The 2,831-nt window shown below is 70.2% G+C and carries 3 protein-coding genes; all 3 read left to right on the top strand.

Going from position 1 to position 2,831, the window contains the following annotated elements; translation table 11 throughout:
• A partial coding sequence (locus PKE44_RS17770; protein ID WP_324553923.1) for a sulfite exporter TauE/SafE family protein occupies window positions 1–825 on the top strand: 825 nt, incomplete at its 5' end.
• 44 nt (window positions 826–869) lie between these two features.
• Entirely contained in the window at window positions 870–1,586 is a 717-nt protein-coding gene (cobS, locus tag PKE44_RS17765; RefSeq protein WP_324553921.1) for an adenosylcobinamide-GDP ribazoletransferase, read from the top strand.
• Between the two features lie 401 nt (window positions 1,587–1,987).
• Window positions 1,988–2,674 carry a lytic transglycosylase domain-containing protein gene (locus PKE44_RS17760; protein WP_324553919.1) on the top strand — a complete coding sequence of 229 codons (687 nt, stop codon included), beginning with the start codon at window positions 1,988–1,990 and terminating at the stop codon, window positions 2,672–2,674.
• Window positions 2,675–2,831 lie beyond the last annotated feature (157 nt).

Raw genomic sequence — 2,831 nt, 5'->3', positions numbered from 1 at the left:
TCCGGGCGTGCAAGGGACGAGGGGCTACCCCGCGCCCGGGGTCGCAACGCCAGCCGGAGCGAGGCCCCACCGATGCTGAATGACGTGCTGCTGCCCGCCGGGCTCGCGCCGGCCGATGCCGTGCTGATCGTCATCGTCAACGTGTTCGCGTCGGCGCTGACCTCGGCGTTCGGTATCGGTGGCGGCGTGCTGCTGCTGACGGTGATGGCCTCGGTGCTGCCGCCGCTCGCGATCGTGCCGGTGCACGGGCTCGCGCAGCTCGGCAACAACGTCGATCGCGCGTGGATGACGCGCGCGCACTGCGACCGGCCGGTGCTCGGCGCCTTCGCGCTCGGCGCCGCCCTCGGGGCGCTGCTGATCGCGCCGCTGGTCGTGGCGCTGCCGGTGGCGGCGCTGCAGCTGTCGATCGCCGGCTTCGTGCTGTATCTGGTCTGGGGACCGAAACCGCCGGGCGCGGTGCTGTCGCGCGCCGGGCTGGCCGTGGTCGGCGCCGTGACCACGGCGGTGTCGATGTTCGTCGGCGCCACCGGTCCGCTGGTCGCCGCCTTCGTCAACCGGCTGCACGACGAGCGCCGGCGCACGATCGCGACCTTCTCGGCCTGCATGTCGGTGCAGCACGGCTGCAAGGCGCTGACCTTCGTCGGCCTCGGCTTCCCGTTCGCCGACTGGCTGCCGCTGCTGTCGCTGATCGTGATCGCCGGCGTGCTCGGCAACTGGTTCGGCCTGAAGCTGCTGAACCGCCTGCCGGAGTCCCTGTTCCGCACCGGCTTCCGGGTGCTGGTGACCGTGCTCGCGGCCCGGCTGATCTGGCAGGCGCTGCGCTGAAGCCCGCGCCGCAGTCCCCGGCCCTGAACGCCGCGCTGCTCGCCGTGCAGTTCCTGACGCGGCTGCCGGTGCGCCGCAGCCTCGATGTCTCCCCGGCCGCGCTCGGGCGCTCGGCGCTGTGGTATCCGGCGGTCGGCGCGCTGCTCGGTGCGCTGCTCTGCGCCACGGCCGCGCTCGCGGCCCCGCTCGGTGCCGGAGTGGCCGCCGTGCTGGTGCTCGTGGTCTGGGTGCTCGTCACCGGCGCGCTGCACCTCGACGGCCTTGCCGATACCGCCGATGCCTTCGTCGGTGGCGGCCCGGACCGCGCCCGCATCCACGCCATCCTCAAGGACCCGCGCTGCGGGCCGATGGGCGTGGTGGCGATCGGCCTGCTGCTGCTGGTCAAGCACGCGCTGCTCGCCGCGCTGCTCGCGCGCGGCGCCAGCGTGGCGCTGCTGCTGGCACCGCTGGTCGCCCGCACGGCGCTGCTCGGCTGGCTGATCGCGCTGCCGCCGGCGCGCCCCGACGGACTCGCCGCAGCGGTGTCGGCAGCCCTGCCGCGCCGGCGCGGGCGCCTGCTGGTGTTCGTGCTGCTGCTCGTGCTGCTTTGCAGCGACACGCCCGGGCAGGTGGCCGGTCTTGCCGGGCTTGCCGGCGCGTGGTTCTGGGGCCGGCACCAGCGCGCACGGCTCGGCGGCTGCACCGGTGACACGCTTGGCGCTGGCTGCGAGCTGCTGGAAGCCGCGGTGCTGCTGGCGATATTTGTTGCGTTGGCACAATAACAACAGGCAGCCACGGGCTTGCGCGGGCCCTGTCCGGAAAGTTGCGCCTGCTGGCAAGAGCCAATCGTTAAAACCCGTAAGGATCAGAGATTTGTATCGAGCCCTCACAAGGCCTGAGGACACTGTTGTTTTGTTTGACGGGCACAACAGTGCTTGTCCGGTAATCGGGGTGTCCGTACCCTGCACGCAATTTCACGCCATGAAACCGGAGGTAGCGCCTATCGATACAGCCGAGAAGAGGCTGGCAAGTCTTTGATCCTTCAGCAAAAGAAGGAAGAAGTCTGCCAGCGGCCGGGTCCGGACCGGACACGTCAAGCGCGGCATGCGCGACGTTTCCCCCGCCGATCCGCCGGCCGCCCCGGGCAACCCCCTCGCACTGGTCAGAAAACAGGAGCAATCCCATGCACCCTTTCCCCCGGACGGATCGAGAAGTACCGGTCGGCATCCGCCAGACCGTTTCGCAGCACCCGCGGCAGCCGCTTGGCACCGCGATCCTGAAGTCCCTGGCAGTTTTCGGCCTGCCCTGCTGTCTGGCACTCAGCCTGGTGCTGGCCCCGGCGCGCACGCATGCGGCCGAGGACGAAGCCGTGCGCAGCCGCCCGCTGGTCTCCAGCCTGCTGGACGATGACGGCAGCGAGCGCCTCTACGGCACGCGCATCCAGAAGCTCGCCGATTACATCGAGGAGAACTTCGCCGTCGACGAGGCGAAGGCGTATTCCATCGTCACGCACGCGATCGAGCACGGCACGAAGAACGGCCTGAAGCCCGAGCTGCTGCTCGCGGTGATCGCGGTCGAATCGACCTTCAAGGAAGACGCCGTCAGCAGTCAGGGCGCGCGCGGCCTGATGCAGGTGATGCCGCGCTTCCACGAGGATGCGATCCGCGAGATCGGCGGCGCACACGCGCTGTTCAAGCCCGGCCCGAACATCCGCACCGGCACCGGCATCCTGGTCGAGTACCTCGACCGCGCCAACGGCGATCTGCACAAGGCGCTGGCCCGTTATAACGGCAGCTCCGGCAAGCGCTCGAAGGTGTACGCGAACAAGGTGCTGTCGATGTACCGCAAGTTCCAGCTCGCCTCGTCCTGAGGCCGCAACCATCCTCCGCCACGACCGTCAGGGGCCACGCAGCCCCTGCGGTTCAAACCATTCCCTTCCGACGCCGCCGGGCGCACCCGCCCCGGCCGCCGTCACTGCCCGCCAGCCGCGACCTGATGCACGGCCTTCGTGAGGCAACGCGCATTGC

It is taken from the genome of Plasticicumulans sp. (assembly GCF_035331805.1).
GTDB lineage: Bacteria > Pseudomonadota > Gammaproteobacteria > Competibacterales > Competibacteraceae > Plasticicumulans.
The sequence above is the reverse complement of the archived record's forward strand: the minus strand, read 5'-3'. Positions and strand labels throughout refer to the sequence as shown.